We start from the raw sequence: 16,640 nt of genomic DNA on the forward strand, positions 1-16,640 counted from the left end.
TTCCGCGGCGCGCGCTTCCGGCACGGCCGGCGGCGAGCCCGGGGGAGCCGCCCAGGGCGCGGGCGATGCGCCGCCCACCGGCTCGCTGGTCGAGATCGACGGCCAGTTGATCACCAAGGTGCGGGCCGCCACCGATCCCTCGATTCCCGCCGACGTCAGCGCGCTGTTCGGCAAGCCGCGGCCCTACACGCTCGGCCCCGGCGACGTGCTGGCGATCGTGGTCTGGGATCACCCCGAGCTGAACATGCCGGTCACGCAGGGCGCCAGCACCGGCGTCGACAACACCGGCTCGAACGCGATCGTGTCGGGCTACACGGTCGATGCGACCGGCCGCGTGCAGTTCGCCTATATCGGCGCGGTGGAGGTGGCCGGGCTGACCGAGCTGGAGGCGCGCGAACGCGTGACGGCGCGCCTGGCGAAGTTCATCCGCGATCCGCAGGTGACCTTGCGGATCCAGGCCTATCGCAGCCGGCGCATCTACCTGGACGGCGAGGTGCGCCTGCCGGGCCTGCAGGTGATGAACGACCTGCCGATGACCCTGCCCGAGGCGATCAACCGCGCCGGCGGCCTGACCAGCGCGGGCGACCGCGCGCGCATCTCGGTCACGCGCGGCGACGCCACCGCGATCGTGAACCTGCCGAGGCTGGTGGCGCAGGGCATCAACCCCGATCGCATCCTGCTGCAGGACGGCGACCTGGTGCGCGTCTACCCCTTGAGCGACACCAAGGTGTTCGTGCTCGGCGAGGTGGGCCATACCACCACGCTCAACTTCAACAACGGGCGCCTGTCGCTGGGCGAGGCGCTCGGCTACGCGGGCGGCGTGAGCCAGTACTCGGCCGATGCCAGCCAGGTCTACGTGATCCGCAGCCAAACCGGCGCCTCGCCGACCATCTTCCACCTCGATGCCACCTCGCCGGTGTCGATGGCGCTGGCCAACGAGTTCCCGCTGCGCCCCGACGACGTGGTGTTCGTCGACGCCTCCTCGCTGGTGCGCTGGAGCCGCGTGGTGGGCATGTTCCTGCCGAGCGCGCAGACGCTCGCCACCGGCCGGAGCATCGCCTACTGATGGAGACCCTGCTCGTGATCTGTACCGCCAACCTCTGCCGCAGCCCGATGGCGGCGGCCCTGTTCGAGCGCGCGCTGCCGGGCTGGCGGGTCTGGTCGGCCGGCGTCGAGGCGATGCCGGGCCTGCCGCCCGATCCGCTCGCGGTCGAGTGCCTGCGCCGGCTCGGCCTCGAGATCGGCACGCACCGCTCGCAGGCGCTCGCGCAATGGATGCTGGAGGCCGCCTCGCTGGTGCTGACGATGAGCGAGCGGCAGCGCCGCGTGATCGCGCGGCGTTACCCGAGCGCCACCGGCCGCGTCTGGCGACTGCTCGACGAGGACCTCGCCGATCCGTATCGCCGCGGCCCCGCCGCCTATCCCGTGGCGCTCGACCGGCTGCAGGCCGGCGTCGAGCGCTGGTCGTGGCGCATCGCGCGCGCCGCGCAACCGCCGCTCATTTCGCAGGATGCCGTGCATGAACCAGTTTGACGCCCCGTTCCCGTATCGCGAGCCCGACGAGGGCGCACCGCCGTCCAGCTTCGGCAGCTACCTCGACGCGCTCTACGACAACCGCCGCCTGATCGCCGGCATCGCGGCGTCGATGCTGGTGCTCGGCACCGCCTACGCGATCCTCGCCGAGCCGGTCTATCGCGCCGACATCCTGGTGCAGGTCGAGGAGAACACCACCTCGGCCAAGAGCATGCTCGGCGACATCTCCTCGATGTTCGACGTCAAGGCGCAGGCGTCCTCGGAGATGGAAGTGCTGCGCTCGCGGCTGGTTTCCGGGCGCGTGGTCGACGGCCTCCAGCTCTATATCGACGCGAAGCCGCGCTACCTGCCGCTGCTGGGCCGCTGGCTGGCAAGCCGCTCGGAAGTGCCCTCGCAGCCGCTGCCCTTCGGCTACGTCCACGGCGCCGAGCGCATCTCGGTGGCGGCCTTCTCGGTGCCCGACGCGCTGCACGGCAAGCCCTTCGTGCTGACGCGGCTGGCCGGCCCGCGCTACCGGCTCGAGATCGCCGGGCTCGTCGCCGAGGGCAGCATCGGCGTGCCGCTCACGATGCCCACGCGCCACGGCCCGGTGCAGCTGACGGTGGCCGCCATCGAGGCCGAACCCGGCGCGGACTTCATCCTGCGCTGCAATTCGCAGCTCGCCACCACCGAGCGCCTGCGCGAGTCGCTGAAGATCGCCGAGAAGGGCAAGCAGTCGGACGTGATCGGCGTGACGCTCGACGGCGCCGATCCGCAGCGCACCGCCGCGATCCTCAACGCGATCGGCACCGAGTACGTGCGCCAGAACGTGCAGCGCAAGTCGGAAGAGGCCGAGCGTTCGATCCAGTTCCTCAATGCCCAGTTGCCCGAGCTGAAGACCCAGCTCGAGCATGCCGAGAGCCGCTTCAATGCCTATCGCGCCAGGCAGGGCACGCTCAATCTCGACGAGGAAGCGACCGCGCTGCTGCAGCGCTCGGTCGATGCGCAGACGCGCATGACGGGCCTGCAGCAGAAGCGCGACGAGATGCTGGCGCGCTTCATGCCCGATCACCCGGCGGTGAAGGCGATCGACGCGCAGATCGCCACCGCCCAGGCCGAGCTGGCCGGGATCGACGGCAAGACGCGCGCGCTGCCGCCGATCGAGCAGGAGGTGCTGCGCCTGCAGCGCGACGTGCAGGTCGGCACCGAGCTCTACACCAACCTGCTCAATACCCAGGAGCAACTGCGCCTGGTCAAGGCCGGCAAGGTCGGCAACGTGCGGCTGGTCGATTCGGCGGCGGTGCCCGAGCTGCCGGTGCGCCCCAAGCGGCCGCTGGTGATCGGCGGCTCGCTGGTGCTGGGGCTGATGATCGGCATGGGCATCGCGTTCGGCCGGCGCCGCATGTTCGACTCGATCGAGGATCCGGGCGAGGTCGAGCGCTTCGCCGCGCTGCCGGTCTATGCCAGCATCCCGCACAGCCGCGAGGAGGTCTCGCTCACGCGGCTGCGGCGCGTGGCGGCCACGCCCTCGCGCGAGCTGATCCTCGCCAATCGCGCGGCCCTCGATCCGGCGCTGGAGAGCCTGCGCAGCTTTCGCACCGCGCTCGACTTCGCGATGGCCGACCTGCGCAACCGCGTGGTGTTCATCACCGGGCCCACGCCGGGCATCGGCAAGTCCTTCATCGCGCTGAACCTGGCAGCGGTGCTCGGCGGCGCCGGCAAGCGCGTGTTGCTGGTCGACACCGACCTGCGCCGCAGCGGCATGAACCGCATCATCCAGGCCGAGCGCGGCGCCGGTTTCGTCGAGCTGCTGCGCGGCACCCACGAGCTCGCCCAGGTGGTGCGCCACGAGGTGCTCAAGGGCGTCGACTACATCTCGCCGGGCAGCCACGCCGAGAACGCCAGCGACGAGCTGTTCGACGCCGACCTGCGCGCGATCTTCGCGGCCATGAGCGCCGCCTACGACATCGTGATCTGCGACGGCGCGCCGATCCTGCCGGTGCCCGACGCGGTGCAGCTGGCCGGTTACGCCGGCGTGAGCTTCGTGGTGGTGCGCCAGGGCGTGACCAAGCGCGGCGAGATCCGCGAATCGCTGCGGCGCCTGCGGCAGGTGGGGGTGGCCCCGCGCGGGCTGATCTTCAACGGCCTGCGCCCGCGTCCCGGCAACTATGCCTATGGTTATGGACAGTACCGCTATGCGCGCAGCAACTATTCCTACGACGAGCAGGCATGAGGCCCGCGTGCGCGGCCCGCGGGAGCCACGAGATGCATGAGCTGTCGTCGACCCCCGAAGCCCTGGCCGGGATCGAAGCCGTCGAGACGGCCGCGCCCGAGGCGTCGCCCACGGCGCCCGCGCGCGCCGCGGGGCGCCGCTTCGGCCGGGTGGCCGTGGTGCACGAATGGCTGACCACCTATGCGGGATCGGAGAAGGTGCTCGAGCAGATCCTGGCGATCTGGCCCGAGGCCGACCTGTACGCGGTGGTCGATTTCCTCTCCGACGAGGACCGCCGCAACCTGGGCGGCAAGCAGGCGAGGACCTCCTTCATCCAGCGCCTGCCGCGCGCGCGTTCGCGCTATCGCGCCTACCTGCCGCTGATGCCGCTGGCCATCGAGCAGTTCGACATGTCCGGCTACGACCTGGTGATCTCGTCGAGCCATGCCGTCGCCAAGGGCATCCTGACCGGCCCGGACCAACTGCACGTCAGCTACGTGCATTCGCCGATCCGCTACGCCTGGGACCTGCAGCACCGCTACCTGGCCGAATCGGGCCTGACCTCGGGGCTCAAGGGCTGGCTGGCGCGCTCGCTGCTGCACTACATGCGGATCTGGGACCAGCGCACCGCGCACGGCGTGGACGCCTTCGTCGCCAACTCGGGCTTCATCGCGCGGCGCATCCGCAAGGCCTATGGCTACGCGGCGACGGTGGTCTATCCACCGGTCGACATCGAGCGCTTCGGCCTGCATGCGCAGAAAGAGGCGTTTTACCTGAGCGCCTCGCGGATGGTGCCGTACAAGCGCATGCCGCTCTTGATCGAGGCGTTCGCGCGCACACCGTGGCGCCGGCTGGTGGTGATCGGCGACGGGCCCGACTTCGCGAAGGCCCAGGCGATCGAGGCGCCCAACGTGACCCTGCTCGGCTACCAGCCCAACGACGTGCTGGTCAGCTACATGCAGCGCGCCCGCGCCTTCGTGTTCGCCGCCGAGGAGGATTTCGGCATCGCGCCGGTCGAGGCGCAGGCCTGCGGCACGCCGGTGATCGCCTATGGACGCGGCGGCGCGCTGGAGACGGTGATCGAGTCCGAGGACAGGCAGCGGCGCACCGGCGTGTTCTTCCACCGACAGACCGTCGAGGACGTGATCGACGCGGTGGAACGCTTCGAGGCGCTGGGGCCGTTCGACCCGGTGGCCTGCCGTGCCAATGCGCAGCGCTTCGCCGCCGAGCGTTTTCGCGAGGCCTTTGCCGAGGTGGTGGAGCGTGCCTCGGGCGGCAAGGCGCGAGGCGACTGAGATGCGCGCGGCGCGTGTTGTCTCGGCCCGCGGCTCAGGAAGCGGAGCGAACGGGCGCGAGCTTCGCCGCGGCGGGCGCCTGTGCGAGCGGGCCTGGGTCGTTCGCGCGCAGCGCGGCGGCGCCCAGCGCGCGGCTGGCCGCGACGCCGGCCTGGAACGCGCGCAATTGCGTCTCGACGCGGCAGTCCCGCCAGCCGCGCTCGATCAGGCGATGCAGCAGCGCCGGGTCCTCGTACAACTGGCGCATCCGCGCCGCGGCATCGGCGAGATCGGGCTCGGCCCAGGTGACGGTGCCGTACACGCCGCCTTCGTCCGGCCCGGTATGGAGCCGGTGGCGCACCAGCAGGCTGTTGTCCTCGCGCATGAATTCGAGGTTGCCGGACCAGCCGGTCGCGACGGTCGCGAGACCCAGTCCCATCGCCTCGAGCAGCGGCAGGCCGAAACCCTCGGCGCGATGCAGGGAGACGAACACATGGGCGGCGCTGAACAGCGCATCGACCTCGTCGCGCGGCAGCGTCGCCGCGATCAGCTCGATGCGCGGATCGCCGCCGGCCGCCTCGCGCAGGCGCGCCAGCTCGCCGGGCCGGTCGTGCAGCTTGAGCTTCATGACCAGCCGCACCTCGGCCTCGCGCGGGAAGGCGGCGCGAAACGCGGCGATGGTGCCGAGCGGGTTCTTGCGCGCCAGGCTCGAACGCGCGTCGGCCATGCCCAGGAAGCGCAGCGGGCCGGCCTCGCGATGCCAGCGGCGCGGCGTGCCGAGCGGATCGACCACGTGCGGGGCGACCAGCACCGGCGCCGCGAACACCGGCGCCAGCGCCTCGGCGGCGAAGCGGCTCGGGGTCCAGACCTCGTCGACCAGCGGCGCGGCCAGGTCCCAGCCGCGCGGCGGCAGCGCCGATTCCCAGGCGAAGTAGCCGATCGAGCGGCCGCTGGCCAGCACCTCGCGCAGCGGCCAGGCCAGCAGCGGCAGCTCGGGGCCGCCGCAGTGGAACACGAACAAGCCGCCCGGCGTAGCCTCGACGCGGCGCCACGGGCGCTTCACCGCCTCGGTCACGTCGATCGTCTCGACCTCGTAGCCGAGCCGCCGCAAGGTCCTGGCCTGGTAGCGCGCGCCGTTGACGATGCCGTTGGCCACGCCGAACTGGGCCACGATCTTGATCGTGCCGGGGCGCCGCGAGGCGAACTCGCGTCGGCGGCGGGCCGCCAGCACGAGGGCCTGCAGGCTGGCCAGCGCGACGGCCGCGCGGCGCTTGCCGAGGTTCGCGAAGGCGTGGATGGGGTTCGTCATCGTCGAATCGAAAAGGATGTGCACGCAAGCATCAAGCAACATGCGTGCCGTTCAAGAGGAAACCTAATCAAATGAGCGGGCCACCTCGTGACTTCGTCGCCGAGCGCCGCGAACCGCCCGGAATGGCGCCGATCTATTGCGATGCAATATCCGCAATCGTTTGCCGCGCGGGACGATACCGGCAGTCTTCCCCGGCGCGCCGGCGATCGTTACGTAACGCCTTGCCACAAGGGTTACGTAACGATCGGGTACATCGCTGCACGGCATGTCGCGATCGCGCGGCGCATCCGGCCAAGCGCTTGAAAACACGCGTTTTTCATGCGACGCAACATGAGCTTCGGGCAGGGCTCGGCTTGGCACGATACCTGCTGTACAGGCCTGTCGCCGCGCGGGCCGGGGAAAGCCGGCGCGACGGCGTCGATCGCGGGGCCGGCGCCGGTGGGCCCGGCCCGCGTCGGCATCCACCACACGATGCCGGCCGTGCGCGGCTCGCGAGCCGCGCCCCCATGGACCGCTACCAACGACAGCAAGCGACCAGCCGATGAGCATCTCGAACCAGCCAGGAAGAATCAGCGTGAACGGGAGGTTCCTGTTGCGGCCGGCCACCGGCGTGGACCGCTTCGCCTACGAAATCATGCGCAGCATCGACGAGCTGCTGGCCGAGGCGCATCCGGCGGTGGCGGGGCTGGCGGTCGAACTGCTGGTGCCCGAGGGGCCGCGCCGGATCGTCAACCCGTTCCGCCGGATCGCCATGCGCACCGTGCCGGGCCGGCGCGGCCAGGCCTGGGAGCAATGGGCCTTGCCCGGCGCCGCGCGCGGCAGCCTGCTGCTCAATCTCTGCAACTCGGCGCCGCTGTTCCTGCGCAACCAGATCGCCGTGATCCACGACGCCGCGCCGGTGCGCGTGCCCGACAGCTACAGCCGCGCGTTCCGCTCCTGGTATCGGCTGATGGCGCCCTGCGTGGGCCGCGCCGCCAAGCGCATCGTCACCGTGTCGCGCTTCTCGCGCGGCGAGCTGATCGATGCCTACCGGATCCCGGGCCGCAAGATCGGCGTGATCTCCGAGAGCGGCGAGCACATGCTGCGTCACGACGAGGACCAGGCGATCCTGGCGCGCCACGGCATCGGCACGCGGCCGTTCGTGCTGGCCGTGAGCAGCCTGAACCGCCACAAGAACTTCCGGCTGGTGATCGACGCGCTGCGCCATCTCGGCCAGGCCGATTTCGACGTGGTGGTGGCCGGCGGCACCGATCCCGCCGTGTACGGCCACGGCGCGGCCGCGCTGCCCGGCTACGTGAAGCATGTCGGCTTCGTCTCCGACGGCGAGCTCAAGGCGCTGTTCCGGCGCGCGACGTGCTTCGTGCATCCGTCGCGCTACGAGGGTTTCGGCCTGCCGCCGGTGGAGGCCATGACGCTGGGCTGCCCGATCGTGGTGGCCGACCTGCCGGCCGTGCGCGAGGCCTGCGGCGAGGCCGCCATCTATGTGTCGCCCGACGATCCCGCCGCGCTCGCGGCCGCGCTGTTGCGCGTGGCCGGCGACGCCGGCCAGCGCGAGGCGATGCGCGCACGCGGCCTGGCCCGCGCGCGCGAACTGACCTGGCGCGACAGCGCCATGCAACTGATCGAGGAGATCCGTCCATGCATCGCCTGAGGCACACCATCCACACCAGGGCGGCGAGCGCCGCGCAGGACCTCGGCCTCGACCGGCAGGCGGGCTGAACATGGAGATCAGCGTATTCGGCGTGATCGTCGCGGTGCTGGGGCTCCTGAGCCTGGCGCTGCCGTTCCGATGGTCGGTGATCCTGATGGCCTGCTGCACGCTGTTCGGCGCCACCGAGGCGATCTCGATCGGCGGCACCGGCATCCTGCCCGCCAACCTGTTCCTGCTGTTCTTCGCCGGCCGCGCGCTGCTGCGCGAGGACCTGCCGGCCTTCCTGCGCGAGCTCACGCCCGCCTCGCCGGCGTTCTGGCTCGCGATGCTGGCCGTGCTCGGCTGCCTCGGCGCGCTGCTGTATCCGCGCATCCTGCAGGGCGATACCTTCGTGTTCGCGATCGACCGCGCCGACGCCTCGGGCGGCCGGCTCGCGCTCACGCCGCTCGCGCCGGTATCGGGCAACCTCTCGCAATCGGTCTACCTGGTGGGCGAGCTGGTGCTCTACCTGAGCGCCTCGATCTACCTGCGCCGGCGCGACGCCAGCCTGGTGTTCGCCGACGCGATCCTCGCGCTGGCCGCGCTGAACGTGGCCGCGGCGCTGATCGACCTCGGCTCGGGCCTGCTCGGGCTGGACATCCTGTCGAGCATCAAGACCGCGCAATACGCGATCATGGACGGCGCGCAGGTGGATGGCCTGCGCCGCATCAGCGGCACCTTCACCGAGACCTCGGCCTTCTCCGCGTTTTCGCTGCCGCTGTTCGCGTTCTCGCTGAGCCTCTGGCTGCTCGGCTATCGGCGCCTGCTGAGCGGCGCGCTCGCGCTGGCGAGCTTCGCGCTGCTGATGCTGTCGACCTCGACCACCGCCTACGCGGGGCTGGCCGGCTACCTGGTGGTGTTCTCGCTGAGCCGCAGCGGCGCGGTGGACCGGGCCAGCCCGCGCCGCAAGTTGTCGCTGATCGCGCTGGCGGCGGTGGGCCTGGTGCTGCTGGCCGGCGTGCTGGCCGCGATCGATTCGCCCGTGATCCAGGCGGTGTCCGACCTGCTGTCCGGCGCGCTGTTCGACAAGCTCGACAGCGATTCGGGCGTCGAGCGCAGCGCCTGGAACCTGCAGGCGCTGCTCAACTTCGTGGAGACCGACGGGATCGGCGTGGGCCTGGGCAGTTCGCGCGCCTCCAGCTTCCCGCTGGTGCTGCTCGGCAATCTCGGGCTGGCCGGGCTGGTGATCTACGCGGCCTTCCTGTATTGCACGGTGGCGCGCCGGCGCGGCGTGGCCACCACGCGCGGCGACGAGGTGGTGGGCTTCGCGGCCCGGCAGGCGATGTTCGCGAACCTGATCGGCGCGACCATCTCGGCGGCGGTGTTCGATCTCGGCCCGTGCTTCTACCTGTTCTCGGCGGTGGCGTTCGCCGCGCTCAACCGGCGCGCGCCGGCCATGCGCCGCGACCTGCCGCGGCAGGCGCGCACGGCGGGCGGCCTGCAACGGAGCTATCGCCGTGGGTGAGCCGCACGACATGCGCGACGTCCCTCGGCGCGCCACGGGCCTGGTTGCCTTGCCGCCCGGGCGCCGGCCGTGCGCGGGAGGGCGCCCATGAACCGCATCAAGCCCACCCTGTCGAGCTTCGAGCTGCTGGCGGTCTACCTGTCCTACGTGGCGCGCTACGTCTACCCGCTGTTCCTGCTGCCGTATTACGGGCGCACGCTCGGCGCCGGCGGCTACGCGGTGATCCTGGCCGGCATGTCGCTGTCGAACTCGATCTGGCTGTTCGTCAACTACGGCTTCTCGACGGTCGGCGCGCGCGACGTGGTGCATACCGAGACCGACGCGCAGCGCGCGGCGATCCTGCGCCGCCAGTTCACGGCGCGCCTGGTGCTGTGCGTGCCGGGCGTGCTGATCGGCGCGGTGGCGGTGGCCAACTCGCCGATCTTTGCGCGCGTGCCCGGCATCGGCGTGCCGGTGGTGGCGATGGGGCTGGTGGCCGCCTTCAACCTCGGCTGGTATTTCGCCAGCACCGGGCGCGCCAGGAAGAGCGTGGCGATCGAGGTGATCGGCTTCGTCCTGTCGCTGTCGCTGATCTTCTGCTTCATCCACCGGCCGGGCGACCTGCGCCACGTGTTCCCCTTGCTGCTGCTCTCGAGCAGCGTGCAGCTCGGGCTGGCCTACTGGGCCCTGCGCGGCGAATTCGACGGGCTGCTCGGCAAGCTGCGCGAGGCGCTCGAGCTGATCCGCAAGTCCACCATCATCTTCGTCTACGGCGGCACCTCGGTGCTGCTGATCGGCGCCTCCACCTACGTGCTCTCGCTGCTCGCGCCGGCCGGCGAGGTGGGCGCCTTCGGCATCGCCGAGCGCCTGATCGGCGCGGGCCTGAGCCTGATGGGGCCGGCCGCGCAGATCCTGGTGCCGAAGGTCACCTTCCTGGTCGGCGGCGACACGCATCGCGCCAACACGCTGGCGCGGCGCATCTTCGCCTTCTTCTTCTGCGGCGCGGCGCTGGCCACGCTGGTCACCGTGTTCGCGGCCGGCTGGATCATCCCGCTGATCTTCGGCCTGGGTTTCGAGCACGCGGTGCCGGTGCTGAAGACGCTGGCCTTCGTGCTGCCGGTGAGCGTCTGCACCCAGGTGCTCGGCATGTACTTCCTGATCCCGCGCAAGCGCGAGGGCCTGCTGGCGCGCGGCGGGGTGATCGGCGCGCTGGTCAACCTGGCCTGCGCGGTGCCGCTGGCCACCCACTGGGGGGCGATCGGCATGGCCGTGGCGCGCCTGCTCGGCGAATCCACGCTGCTGGCGGTGCTGCTGCTGGGCGTCTGGCGCGCCGGCCTGATGGCGGAGTTCGTCGGCGGCCGGCCTTGCGCCGGCACGCCGGCACGCACATGAACCACGGCCGCCTCGATACCGGGGCCGCCTCATCCAGCAACCAGGCAATCGATGACGAAGCGACGGGGAGCGTGACGCACATGCAGGCGGTGACGGAATCGGTGACGGTGGTGATCTGCAACTACAACTACGGCCGCTACATCGCGGAGGCGATCGACTCGGCCCTGGCGCAGACCCGCCGACCGGCGCGCGTGCTGGTGATCGACGACGGCTCGACCGACGATTCGGTCGAGGTGGTGCGCCGCTACGGCGCGGCGGTGGAGCTGCTGCGCAAGGAGAACGGCGGGCAGGTATCGGCCTACAACACGGCCGTCGAGCTGCTCGACACCGAGATCGTGATCTTCCTCGACGCCGACGATTTCCTCTATCACGAGGCGGTGGCCCAGGTGATGGCCTGCTTCGCCGATCCGCGGCTGGCCAAGGTGCAGTACCGGCTCGACATCTTCTCCAGCGGCGGCGACCCGACCGGCAGCCAGATCCCGAACTCGCGGCCGCCGCGCGACTGCGGCCGCTCGCTGCGCAAGGGCTGGCTGTATCCCTCGCCGCCGGCCTCGGGCAACGCCTATCGCGTCGCGAACCTGCGGCGCATCTACCCGATCCGGGAGCCGCTGCACAGCAAGTACGGCGCCGATTTCTACGCGATCTACGGCATCGCGCTGACGGGCGAGGTGGGCAGCATCGATCGCGCGCTGGGCGGCTATCGCACCCACGCGCCGAACCTGCGTGCCGACAAGGCGCGCGACATCTCCTTCGCGAACGCCGCGAAATGGAAGGAGACGCCGCAGGAGTTCCTGCGGCGCTGGACCCTGCTGTCGACGCTTGCCGCGAGCCGGCTCGGCATCGCGCTGCCGGCCGAGCTGAACGACTACTCGTACACCAAGTCGGTGTTCGTCGCCGAGTTGTACGGGCGGCCCTTCCTGCCGCGCGTGCGCTGGCTGCTGCGCGGCTCGCCGCGCTATTTCCGCTCGATCCTCACCAATCCCTACTGGGGCTGGCGCAAGAAGCTCGCGCTGGTGGCGATCAGCCTGTGCTGCTTCGTGCCGGGGCAGCGGCTGTCCGACGAGGTGGTGCGCTTCATCGCCAATCCGCTGTCGCGACGGCGTTTCCTGCCGGGCGGGCGGCCGGCGTCATGAAGCGGCAGGAGCGGGGTGGAGCAGGGCGCGGGGCGCAGGACGAGGAACGAGGCAGGGACATGAACGGATCGATGGGTGAGTGCAGATGAAAAAATACGTGATCGTGGCCACCAAGGGCCGGGCCGACGAGTGCCGCGAGTTGCTGTCCTTGCTGGCGGGGCAGAGCGCGCCGCTCGATGCCGTCTACGTGGTGGGCGCGGAGCCGCCCGACGTGGAGGGCCTGCAGGCGCATCCGCTGGCCTCGCGCACGCGCTTGACGGTCTGCCTCTCGCCGGCCCAGGGCCTCACGCGCCAGCGCAATCACGGCGTCGAGCGCCTGCTGGCCGACATCGATACGGATGCGCCCGGCGCCCAGGACTGGTTCGTGGTGTTCTTCGACGACGACTACCGGCCCGCCGCCGACTGGGCCGCCTGCTGCGAGCAGGTGTTCGCCGAGAATCGCGAGATCGTCGCGCTGACCGGGCGCGTGCTGGCCGACGGCATCATGGGCGCGGGCCTCACCGAGCAGCAGGCGCGCGACTACCTGCGCGGCGCGATCCCGCCCGCCAGCCACTGGGCCTCGGGCGACACGCAGCGCGAGATGCAATCCGTCTACGGCTGCAACATGGCGATCGCCGGCCGCGCGATGCGCTCGTTCCGCTTCGACGAGAACCTGCCGCTTTACGCCTGGCAGGAGGACCGCGATTTCACCGGGCTGATCAAGCGGATCGGCAAGGTGGTCTACGACCCGCGCTGCGTGGGCGTGCACCTGGGCACCAAGCGCGGCCGCACCTCGGGGATCCGGATGGGCTATTCGCAGATCGCCAATCCGCTCTACCTGTACCGCAAGGGCACCATGAGCCGCCGCGTGGCGCTGCGCTTCATCGTGCGCAACGTGCTCGCCAACGTGCTCAAGAGCCTGCTGCACTTTCCTTTCGTCGACTATCCGGGCCGCCTGCACGGCAACGTGATCGGTTTCTGGGACGTGGTGCGCGGCAAGATCCATCCGCTGCGGGTCCTGCAGATCGGCGCGAAGTGAGCGTCCCGTCCCGCCATCCCTGACCTGATTCGCGGAGTGCCCGCCATGCCAGTCCAACCCGAGCTGATCGAGCTCGCCCCCGTTCCCGGCTGCTTGCCGGTCTCCATGCCGGCCGGCGAGGCGGCGCCTATCGCGCGCGCGCACGAGCGCGTGATGCAGATCTACGCGCACCTGGCGATCGACAAGGATGCCGAACGATGGCGGCGCAATCGCGAGTCGGGCCAGCTGGTCGGCCTGAACGACGTGACGCCCTACGGCTACGGACGCGCCGAGGCCATGCAGTGCCATGTGCGCTTCTCGGCGGCGGGCCGCGAAGGGCGCCTGGGCAAGCTGCTGCGCCTCGGCCTGCGTGCCGTGACCGGCTTCGACCTGCTGCATGCCTGGCGCAATCGCGACGCGATCCGCGTCGCCGACGTGGTCTGGACGCATACCGAATCGCAGTACCTGGCGGTGGCCGCGGTGGGCCTGCTGATCGGCAAGCGCGTCAGGCTGATCGGCCAGTCGGTCTGGCTGGTCGATCGCTGGCGCGGGCTGTGGTGGCCGCACAAGTGGCTGTTCCGGCGCCTGATCGCGCGGGTGGACGTGCTGAGCTTCCTGTCGCCCGAGAACGCGGCGCTGGCCCGGCAACTGTTCCCGCGTGCGCGCGTCGAGTTCCTGCCCTTCGGGATTCCCGCCGAACAACGGCAGCCGCCGCGCTGCCGCGTCGACGGGCCGATCCGCGTGCTCGCGCTCGGCAACGACCGGCATCGCGACTGGGCCACCCTGATCGAGGCCGTGCGCGAGGTGGCGGGCATCGAGCTGACGATCCTCTCCGGCACCGTGCCGGCCGGGCTCGCGCGCGGCGCGCGCAACGTCGAGATCCGCCTGGCGCGCAGCCACCAGGAACTGAGCGCGGCCTTCGAGGCGGCCACGCTGGTCTGCGTGCCGCTGCGCCGCAACCTGCACGCGAGCGGCATCACCGTGATCCAGGAGGCGGTGCTCTCGGGCCTGCCGGTGATCGCCACCGATATCGGCGGCTTGTCCGCCTACTTCTCGGCGGCCGAGCTGCGTTACGTGCCGGTAGGCGAGGCCGCCGCGCTGCGCGAGGCGATCGTCGAGGTGGCGGGCGACCCGGCGGCGGCGCTGGCGCGCGCTGCGCGAGCCCAGGCGCGCATGGGCGAGGGCGGCGAGCTGGGCGCGCAGCAGTATGTGCGCCATCACGTGCGGCTCAGCGCGCAACTGCTGGGGCGCGACGCATGACGTGCCCGCGGCGGGCACGGGCGTGCAGGCTGGCCGCCGCGACGCTGCTCGGGCTGGCCATGATCGCCCAGGCGCGGGGGCAATCCGCCGAGACACTCGACTTGTGCGCCTATCGCCTGGTCTTCGACGAGGACTTCTCCGACTTCCGGGTCGCGCCGCGCCAGCTCGGCGACGCACGATGGATCGCCCACACGCCCTGGAACGGCGATTTCGGCGATGCCGCCTTCAGCGACCCGGGGCCGGACGGCCCGTTCTCGGTGAGCGGCCACACGCTGTCGATCACGGCGCGCAAGTCGGCCGACGGCCGCTGGCGCTCCGGCCTGATCGCGGCCGCCGACGGCAGCGGCAAGGGCAGCGGCGTGCGCTACGGCTACTTCGAGGCGAGCCTGCGCATGCCGCCGGGGCCGGGCACCTGGCCGGCGTTCTGGCTCGGCACCCTGAAGCCGGGCAGCGACCAGTCGCCGGGCATCGAGATCGACGTGATCGAGTATTACGGACATGCCGACGGCGGTTACCGCTCGGCCGTTCACGTCTGGTACGAGGGCAAGGACAAGCCGCTGTCGCGGCATCGTTCGCAATACGTGCCGGTGGAGCCGGGCTCGCTGGTGACGGGCTTCCACAGCTACGGCGCGCGCGTGACGCCCGAGGCCATCACGTTCTACCTCGACCGCCGCCCGGTATGGCGCACGCCGACGCCGCCCGAGCACCGCCTGCCGCTGTTTCCGCTGCTGAACCTGGCGCTCGGCTCGGGATTCTCGATCAAGGACACGCCGAACCCTTCGGTGCTGCAGGTCGGCCGGGTGCGGATCTACGAGGCCGAGCCGGCGCGGGCGGCGCGCTGCCCGGCTGCCGGGCCTTGAACCTCGCTTGAACCACGTCGCCCTGATAGGGCGCCCCAATTAGCGCCTTAGGTAATCCCCATTTGACGCTCGGGGCGGCAAACCAGATGATTCAGCCAGCGCCCGGCATCCTCGGCCGACCCCCATCGAGGCACTGACAGAGGCGCCAGAATCAGGAGACATGCGCCATGCTGGATGCCCGCATCAAGGAGCAGTTGAAAGACAAGCTGCTTCGCTACCAGACGCAGGCGGTCGAGATTGCCGCCGCGTTCGACCCAGGCGCCGAGTCGGCGAAACTTCGCGAACTGCTCGATGAAATCGTTTCCGTGTCGGCGCGGCTGACGCTGGTCGAGTCGAGCGGGGACGACATGGCGGCACCTTCGTTCTCGATCGGCGTGCCCGGCGAGGCGCCGCGCATCCGCTTCTGCGGCGTGCCCACCGGCAGCGAGTTCACCTCGGTGGTGCTGGCGATCCTGCAGGTGGGCGGCCACCGGCCGAAATTCGACGAGGCGCTGCTCGCGCGCATCGAGGCCCTAGGCGGCGACTACGCCTTCGACACCTTCGTTTCCCTGACCTGCCCCTATTGCCAGGAAGTGGTGCAGGCGCTCAACGGCATCGCGGCGCTGAACCCCGGCATCCGCCATCGCGTGATCGATATCGGCCTGTTCCCCGACGAAGCCCGCGCGCGCGGCATCGAGGTGGTGCCGACCCTCCTGATGAACGAGGAATGGTTCGGCGAAGGCCGCACCACGGCCACGCAGATCACCGTGCGCCTGGCCGGGATCGAGGCCGACATGCGGGAAGCGCTGCGCGCGGCGGGCATCGAGCCCTGACACCGCCCTGGCTCAGCCCGCCGCCGACTGCGCCGTGAATAGGGCCAGTTGGGCGGCGAAAGCGCGCTGGTAGGCGGGCCGCGCCACGGCGCGCGCCGCGTAGGCGGCCAGCCTCGGGAATTCGTCCAGCAGCCCTGAAGGTTTCAGGCGCAACAACACCGCCACCATCATCAGATCGCCCACGCTGAACGCGCCGTCGAGCCAGTCGGCCGCGCCCAGGCGCTCGGACAATTCATCGAGCCGGGCCCGGATGCGATCCTCGACGATCGGCAGGCGCCGCGCGTACCAGGGCTGGTCGCGCTCCTGGAACCTGAGGTTCTGCAGATCGAGGATCGGCGGTTCGATCGTGTTGAGCGCGGCGAACAGCCAGGCGATCGCGCGCGCCCTGGCGTTCGGCTCGGCGCTCAGCAGGCCCGGATGGCGCTGCGCGACATGGAGCACGATCGCGCCCGATTCGAACAACACCAACTCGCCTTCCTCGTAGCTCGGAATCTGCCCGAAGGGATGGCGCGCGCGGTGTTCGGCCTGCTTCATCGCGGCGAACGACAGCAGCCGCACCGTGTAGGCCTGGCCCGCTTCCTCCAGCGCCCAGCGAACCCGCATGTCGCGCGCGAGCCCCTGGCCGCGATCGGGCGAGCGTTCGAACACCGTGACGATGGGAAGCTGGGCGGGGCTCATGGTGGTGTCTCCCTGGTTGTCGGTCGCGCATATCCGATCGACGTTCGGGAGCGGGCTGGATCGACAT

General features: G+C 70.8%; 14 protein-coding genes. 12 read left to right on the plus strand and 2 right to left on the minus strand.

What is annotated here, in order from left to right; all coding sequences use genetic code 11:
• From F3J10_RS16840 to F3J10_RS16855, 4 genes are all read left to right on the plus strand, one after another.
• On the plus strand, nt 1-1,066 hold a 1,066-nt coding region (locus F3J10_RS16840), incomplete at its 5' end, for a polysaccharide biosynthesis/export family protein (RefSeq protein ID WP_167242532.1).
• On the plus strand, nt 1,066-1,533 hold the full coding sequence (locus F3J10_RS16845; protein ID WP_036040857.1) for a protein-tyrosine-phosphatase: 468 nt from the start codon (nt 1,066-1,068) through the stop codon (nt 1,531-1,533). The genes F3J10_RS16840 and F3J10_RS16845, both read left to right, overlap by 1 nt.
• Nucleotides 1,520-3,745: a GNVR domain-containing protein gene (locus F3J10_RS16850; RefSeq protein WP_167242533.1), complete on the plus strand. Its 2,226-nt coding sequence runs from the start codon at nt 1,520-1,522 to the stop codon at nt 3,743-3,745. The genes F3J10_RS16845 and F3J10_RS16850 overlap by 14 nt, the downstream gene beginning before the upstream one ends.
• Nucleotides 3,746-3,777: 32 nt before the next feature.
• The gene (locus F3J10_RS16855) at nt 3,778-5,019 is read left to right on the plus strand and encodes a glycosyltransferase family 4 protein (RefSeq protein ID WP_205195468.1); all 1,242 of its coding nucleotides are present in this window, start codon (nt 3,778-3,780) and stop codon (nt 5,017-5,019) included.
• Nucleotides 5,020-5,053: 34 nt separating this feature from the next.
• On the opposite strand, the gene F3J10_RS16860 is transcribed toward F3J10_RS16855, so the two are convergent.
• Nucleotides 5,054-6,307 (minus strand): glycosyltransferase, encoded by a 1,254-nt coding sequence (locus F3J10_RS16860; RefSeq protein ID WP_167242534.1) that lies wholly within the window; start codon nt 6,305-6,307, stop codon nt 5,054-5,056.
• A 574-nt stretch (nt 6,308-6,881) separates the two neighbouring features.
• Here F3J10_RS16860 and F3J10_RS16865 point away from each other — a divergent pair.
• The 8 genes from F3J10_RS16865 to F3J10_RS16900 all read left to right on the plus strand — a co-directional run bounded on the left by F3J10_RS16865 (nt 6,882) and on the right by F3J10_RS16900 (nt 15,895).
• Nucleotides 6,882-7,958: a glycosyltransferase family 1 protein gene (locus F3J10_RS16865; RefSeq protein WP_345791214.1), complete on the plus strand. Its 1,077-nt coding sequence runs from the start codon at nt 6,882-6,884 to the stop codon at nt 7,956-7,958.
• Between the two features lie 70 nt (nt 7,959-8,028).
• Nucleotides 8,029-9,462, plus strand: a complete 1,434-nt coding sequence (locus F3J10_RS16870; protein ID WP_167242536.1) for a hypothetical protein — start codon at nt 8,029-8,031, stop codon at nt 9,460-9,462.
• Between the two features lie 87 nt (nt 9,463-9,549).
• Nucleotides 9,550-10,833 (plus strand): oligosaccharide flippase family protein, encoded by a 1,284-nt coding sequence (locus tag F3J10_RS16875; RefSeq protein ID WP_167242537.1) that lies wholly within the window; start codon nt 9,550-9,552, stop codon nt 10,831-10,833.
• 80 nt (nt 10,834-10,913) lie between these two features.
• Entirely contained in the window at nt 10,914-11,966 is a 1,053-nt protein-coding gene (locus F3J10_RS16880) for a glycosyltransferase family A protein (RefSeq protein WP_167242550.1), read from the plus strand.
• 79 nt (nt 11,967-12,045) lie between these two features.
• Nucleotides 12,046-12,984, plus strand: coding sequence for a glycosyltransferase family A protein (locus F3J10_RS16885; RefSeq protein ID WP_167242538.1), 939 nt, complete (start codon nt 12,046-12,048; stop codon nt 12,982-12,984).
• 45 nt (nt 12,985-13,029) lie between these two features.
• Complete coding sequence (locus tag F3J10_RS16890) at nt 13,030-14,223, plus strand: glycosyltransferase (RefSeq protein WP_167242539.1); 1,194 nt, start codon at nt 13,030-13,032, stop codon at nt 14,221-14,223.
• Complete coding sequence (locus tag F3J10_RS16895) at nt 14,220-15,083, plus strand: glycoside hydrolase family 16 protein (RefSeq protein ID WP_166913489.1); 864 nt, start codon at nt 14,220-14,222, stop codon at nt 15,081-15,083. Before F3J10_RS16890 ends, F3J10_RS16895 begins: the two co-directional genes overlap by 4 nt.
• Before the next feature lie 167 nt (nt 15,084-15,250).
• Nucleotides 15,251-15,895, plus strand: coding sequence for a thioredoxin family protein (locus F3J10_RS16900; protein WP_167242540.1), 645 nt, complete (start codon nt 15,251-15,253; stop codon nt 15,893-15,895).
• A 12-nt stretch (nt 15,896-15,907) separates the two neighbouring features.
• Here F3J10_RS16900 and F3J10_RS16905 read toward each other — a convergent pair whose 3' ends face one another.
• Nucleotides 15,908-16,573, minus strand: a complete 666-nt coding sequence (locus F3J10_RS16905) for a glutathione S-transferase family protein (protein ID WP_025098356.1) — start codon at nt 16,571-16,573, stop codon at nt 15,908-15,910.
• Between the last annotated feature and the right edge of the window lie 67 nt (nt 16,574-16,640).

Origin of the sequence: Burkholderia sp. Cy-637 (assembly GCF_011753175.1) — a bacterium.
In the GTDB taxonomy this organism is placed as follows: domain Bacteria; phylum Pseudomonadota; class Gammaproteobacteria; order Burkholderiales; family Burkholderiaceae; genus Burkholderia; species Burkholderia gladioli.